Genomic DNA, 4802 nt, shown 5'->3' with positions numbered 1-4802 from the left:
GGATAAAAGATATGGGATAGAACCTTAAATGAGCTATTCTGTTACTTTTGAACCAGAGTCGATAACTGATTTAGATTTGATCAGCGATTTTATCAGACTGAGGATTCTTAATAAATTAAGAGTAGGAGATTATCGGGTTATTTATGAATTTGATCGAGAGAGTAGGATAATTATTATTGTTAGAGTAGGTCATAGAAGTGAAGTTTATGACTAAATACTTACTAAAATAATTGGGATCAGCAATAAGCTAAGATACATTTTAAACGCCTATTCTTACCTTATTCCCTGTGCTTTAAGTCGGGTAACAAAGGGAGAATATCCGGCTTTTTCTCGCATTTTTTGGGCAAATTCTAAATCAGCTTGGATAGCTTGATATAATTCCTCTCTATGTTCCCAATAGTAAGCTAATGCTGAGTGAATTTGACTCATACTTAAATCACGATGGTTAATGTGAATTTCTGCTGGAGTCCAACCGTAAGCTATTTGTGCCATAACTAGATCAATCACTTTTAGGGTAGAACCCGCAATTATTGGTACTCCCCGATGATCAATTGCAATATGTTTATAGTCTGTGAGATTTGTTGTCATGTAGAGAGGGTTAAGCTAAGACGCATTTAAATTATACTAAGTACCTAGGCAAAATTAATTACACATATCTAACCACCTCTTACCTCTTGCATGAGTGCCTATCTTGACTAGGAAATTTATTTTGCACTACTACTTACCTCATTGCCGCAAATTCTTGGGACAAGTGGCTTAAGCTACTTGTCTATACCCAAATAAAAAACGGTCTCCCTAAACCAGTTGCCAAAATCGCCGCCATGGACAGTCAATTACTTGATAAACTCGGACAATTACAAAACCTCTTAAAAACCAGCGAAAAAGCCCTGATTGCCTATTCTGGGGGCGTGGATAGTACCCTAGTGGCAAAAGTGGCTTATGATCTGCTAGGGAGTCAAGCATTGGCAATTACGGCGGTTTCCCCTTCCCTACTGCCGGAAGAATTAGAAGAAGCGATCGCTCAGGCCGATTATATCGGTATTCGGCACGAATTGGTGGAAACCGAGGAAATGAATAACCCCAATTACACCAGTAATCCCGTTAATCGCTGTTATTTCTGCAAAAGTGAGCTACACGACACCCTTAAACCCCTCGCCCTCGCTCGTGGTTATTCCTACGTCATCGATGGCGTTAATGCTGATGATTTAAGGGATTATCGTCCCGGAATTCAAGCCGCTAGGGAGCGCGGCGCTCGTTCACCTTTGGCGGAAATTGGTATCACAAAAAGCGAAGTTCGTCAACTATCTCGTTACTTAAATTTACCTTGGTGGGATAAACCGGCGCAACCCTGTTTAAGTTCCCGTTTTCCCTACGGGGAGGAAATTAGCCTGGAGAAATTGCAAAGAGTCGGACGGGCGGAGATTTATCTGCGAAAATTAGGTTATCGTCAATTACGGGTGCGATCGAGCGGCGATACGGCACGGATTGAATTACCGGCAGCAGCAATTCCCGACTTTATTAATCGGACAAATTTAAGCGAATTAGTCGCTGATCTGCAAAAATTAGGCTTTATCTATGTCACCCTCGATCTAGAAGGTTATCAAAGCGGCAAACTTAATCGAGTCCTCTAAGTGTGAGGTGATGGGAGAGTGGGAATTATGAATTATGAATTATGAAGTGGGGAAGTGGGGAAGTGGGGAAGTGGGGAAGTGGGGGAATTTCAACTAAAACCCTAACACCCTAACACCCTAACACCCCAAAACCCCAAAACCTAAAACCTGTCCCCTGATAACTGGCTCCTGTCCCCTGACAACACAGAAGTCACTCGATCGGATATATTAAAAAAATGTTAAAAAGCCGGGGAGCGGACTGATGAACCTTTTTCTGGGGTTCCTAAGTCTTTACCCCTAAACCTCTAATTGCCAAGGCGAGGATAGATGAGTCAACTACAAAATGCCTTTACCCTATTCCTGAGCCTGTTGGTGGAAGCGATGCCTTTCTTGCTGCTAGGGGTGATTCTCTCTAGTATTCTTTTAATATTTGTCGATGAACGTCGCCTAGTTGCCTTGATGCCTCGAAATGCTGTTTTAGGAGCATTTGTGGGGGGATGTATTGGTTTTTTGTTTCCCGTCTGTGAGTGTGGCAATGTGCCGGTGGCGCGACGTTTACTTGTGCAAGGAATGCCGAATGCAGTAGCGGTTAGTTTTCTCTTAGCAGCGCCGACAATTAACCCGATTGTTATCTGGTCCACTTGGGTAGCTTTTCGCGATCAACCGGAAATTGTTTTCTATCGAGTTATCTTTTCTTTGTTCATCGCTACGGTTATCGGTATTATCTTTAGTATCCAAAAAGATCCCCGACCGCTCCTACAAACCTCTTTGGCAAAAAGTCTCAATTGGCAACCGCAAACACCGGAAAAAGAATCTATCCCACTACTACTACAATCCGGTTCTTTTCTGATCGGTAATTCTGGGCAAACTTTGCGCTTAGATGAAAGTTTTGCCGCTACTGCTGTCCTACCAGCAGTGCAAGCTATCCCGATGAAAAGGCGCTGGTTAACTTTTGTGGAAAACGTGGTGATGGAATTACGGGAATTAGGAGGAGTGTTAATCTTAGGAAGTGCTATAGCGGCCGGTTTACAGGTGTTTGTTCCCCGGGAATTTGTTCTTAATTTGGGTCAGGATCCGATTACTTCGATCTTGGCCATGATGCTGTTAGCGGTAATTGTTTCGATTTGTTCCACGGTTGATTCTTTTTTTGCCCTCTCCTTTGCCTCTAGTTTTACCAGTAGTTCCCTGCTGGCTTTTTTAGTGTTCGGTCCAATGATTGACCTGAAAGGGATTGGTTTAATGTTGTCTATTTTTAAACCGAGAATGTTAATTTATCTCTTTGCTTTAGCAGCGCAAATGACTTTTTTACTCACCTTGGCTCACAGTTATTTATTTTAGGTCAGTACCCGGATATTTTTTCCCATGAATTCATCACGTCTAAAAATAATCGCCCCCCAATTTATCGATATTATTGCCCTAATCGGTTGGGGTTCGTTACTATTTAAATACTGGATAACTGGACAGTTAAATTTACTGATCCATCCTAATTATTTTATCCTGGTTCTCATCACCAGTATTGCTTTATTTGTTCTGGGAATAGTCAAGCTTTGGACATTATTAAAACAGTGGCAAAAAAAGATTAATTTAGATAGTAACGATAATCGATCGCATATTACCATTCTTCCCCAACATTTTGGCTCAGGTTTATTAGTAATCACTGCCCTTTTAGGCCTATTTATTGCCCCGCAGCCCCTCAGCAGTCAAATCGCATTACAGAGGGGAATTAGTGAATCTTTACCCCTAACTCGCTTGCAAACTCAATCCTTTGGCACTACCGTTAAACCAGAGGAAAAAAGTTTAATTGAATGGGTAAGAACTTTGAATGCTTACCCCGAACCTGATGCTTACACGGGACAACCGGTAAAAGTCACAGGTTTTGTGGTGCAATTGCCCCAATTACCCGATAATTATTTATTAATTAGTCGCTTTATCCTTACCTGTTGTGCCGTGGATGCTTATCCCGTGGGTTTGCCGGTGAAACTATCAGGAAGTCGCGGTCAATATCCCAATGATACTTGGTTAGAAATCACCGGAGAAATGGCCACGGAATCTTTACCCGTAGAGGTGGGAAAATCAACCACCAGAAGACAATTAGTAATTAAGGCTAAATCCGTGAAATCTATACCCACTCCTGTGGATCCCTACGGATATTAACAGTTATCAGTTATCAGTTATCAGTTGTTTCTAACCATCTACTATAATGATCAAGACCTTACAACTACAACCGATTGATAAATTAGCGATAACATTAATTGTATCGCTAACCTTAGTAATTGGCGGCTTAATTTGGTTAGGTAATAGCTGTGGTAATCAATGTCTTTTACAAACCGGTCCAAGGGTCAAGGAATTTAGCTGGGAAAATCGAGAAATTGGCTCAGAAGATCAAGCATTTATTATCACTTTTGATCGCCCCATGGATCATGCTAGTGTAGAAAAAAATCTAGTTATCGATCCTCCGCTGCCGGGTAAGTTGAGTTGGGCCGGAAGACGATTAGCTTATACCCTCACTTCTCCCATTCCCTACGGAGAAAAATATCATCTGCAAATTGAAGGTGCGCGGGAACAATTTCGCAGCGGTAATCGATTAGGACAAACCCTGGCAATTTTTGAAAGAGAATTTAAAAGTCGCGATCGTGCTTTTGCCTATATTGGCACTAATGGGGAAGAACAGGGAAGATTAATTTTTTATAACTTGACGGAGGAGAAGAAAACCCTCTTAACCCCCGCAAATTTGACCGTTATGGCTTTTGAATTCTATCCTGATGGTAAAAAAATCCTCTTTTCGGCCGTGGCGAAAAATCGGGGAATAGAGGGAATTCGTGAACTGCAGCTTTACCAAGTTGATAGCAGTCAATCGCCTCTAAAAATTGAGTTAGTGCTAGACAATAAAGATTATCAAAATAATCACTTTGATTTAGCTAAAGATGGGGAAACTATTGTCGTGCAGAGAATTGAGCGCCGCAATCCGATTAACTTCGATTTATGGGCAGTTAAATCGGGGGAAAAACCCCAACAATTAAACATCCAAGGCGGAGAATTTTTGATCGCACCTGATAGTAAAACTTTGGCTGTCACCCAGGGGGAAGGAATTGCGCTTTTGCCCTTAAAATTCGAGACAAAACCCCTGGATTTTTTACCAAAATTTGGGCGAATTTTGAATTTTTCTGCCGATGGTACGGCCGCAGCAATGGT

The 4802-nt window shown here is 41.7% G+C and carries 6 protein-coding genes; 5 read left to right on the top strand and 1 reads right to left on the bottom strand.

Features of this window, described 5'->3' with window-relative positions:
• Window positions 1–28 precede the first annotated feature (28 nt).
• Window positions 29–214, top strand: a complete 186-nt coding sequence (locus PX636_RS16250; protein WP_002797595.1) for a type II toxin-antitoxin system RelE family toxin — start codon at window positions 29–31, stop codon at window positions 212–214.
• Between the two features lie 59 nt (window positions 215–273).
• On the opposite strand, the gene PX636_RS16245 is transcribed toward PX636_RS16250, so the two are convergent.
• Window positions 274–588 (bottom strand): DUF433 domain-containing protein, encoded by a 315-nt coding sequence (locus tag PX636_RS16245; protein ID WP_288117831.1) that lies wholly within the window; start codon window positions 586–588, stop codon window positions 274–276.
• Window positions 589–821: 233 nt separating this feature from the next.
• Here PX636_RS16245 and larE point away from each other — a divergent pair, with 233 nt between their 5' ends.
• The 4 genes from larE to PX636_RS16225 form a co-directional block, all read left to right on the top strand.
• Window positions 822–1631, top strand: a complete 810-nt coding sequence (gene larE / locus PX636_RS16240; RefSeq protein ID WP_288117829.1) for an ATP-dependent sacrificial sulfur transferase LarE — start codon at window positions 822–824, stop codon at window positions 1629–1631.
• A gap of 306 nt (window positions 1632–1937) precedes the next feature.
• Entirely contained in the window at window positions 1938–2948 is a 1011-nt protein-coding gene (locus tag PX636_RS16235) for a permease (RefSeq protein ID WP_002760364.1), read from the top strand.
• A 24-nt stretch (window positions 2949–2972) separates the two neighbouring features.
• A complete protein-coding gene (locus tag PX636_RS16230) occupies window positions 2973–3764 on the top strand; it encodes a TIGR03943 family putative permease subunit (RefSeq protein ID WP_002797586.1) in 792 nt (263 codons plus the stop codon).
• A 46-nt stretch (window positions 3765–3810) separates the two neighbouring features.
• A partial coding sequence (locus tag PX636_RS16225; protein WP_288117827.1) for an Ig-like domain-containing domain occupies window positions 3811–4802 on the top strand: 992 nt, incomplete at its 3' end.

It is taken from the genome of Microcystis sp. M53598_WE2, from assembly GCF_030067735.1.
GTDB lineage: Bacteria > Cyanobacteriota > Cyanobacteriia > Cyanobacteriales > Microcystaceae > Microcystis > Microcystis aeruginosa.
The sequence above is the reverse complement of the archived record's forward strand: the minus strand, read 5'-3'. Positions and strand labels throughout refer to the sequence as shown.

Bases quoted from the DNA above. Each gene is read 5' to 3' on its own strand.
- PX636_RS16250 (WP_002797595.1), top strand. From the start codon at position 29: ATGAGCTATTCTGTTACTTTTGAACCAGAGTCGATAACTGATTTAGAT.
- PX636_RS16230 (WP_002797586.1), top strand. From the start codon at position 2,973: ATGAATTCATCACGTCTAAAAATAATCGCCCCCCAATTTATCGATATT.
- PX636_RS16245 (WP_288117831.1), bottom strand. From the start codon at position 588: ATGACAACAAATCTCACAGACTATAAACATATTGCAATTGATCATCGG.
- larE (WP_288117829.1), top strand. From the start codon at position 822: ATGGACAGTCAATTACTTGATAAACTCGGACAATTACAAAACCTCTTA.
- PX636_RS16235 (WP_002760364.1), top strand. From the start codon at position 1,938: ATGAGTCAACTACAAAATGCCTTTACCCTATTCCTGAGCCTGTTGGTG.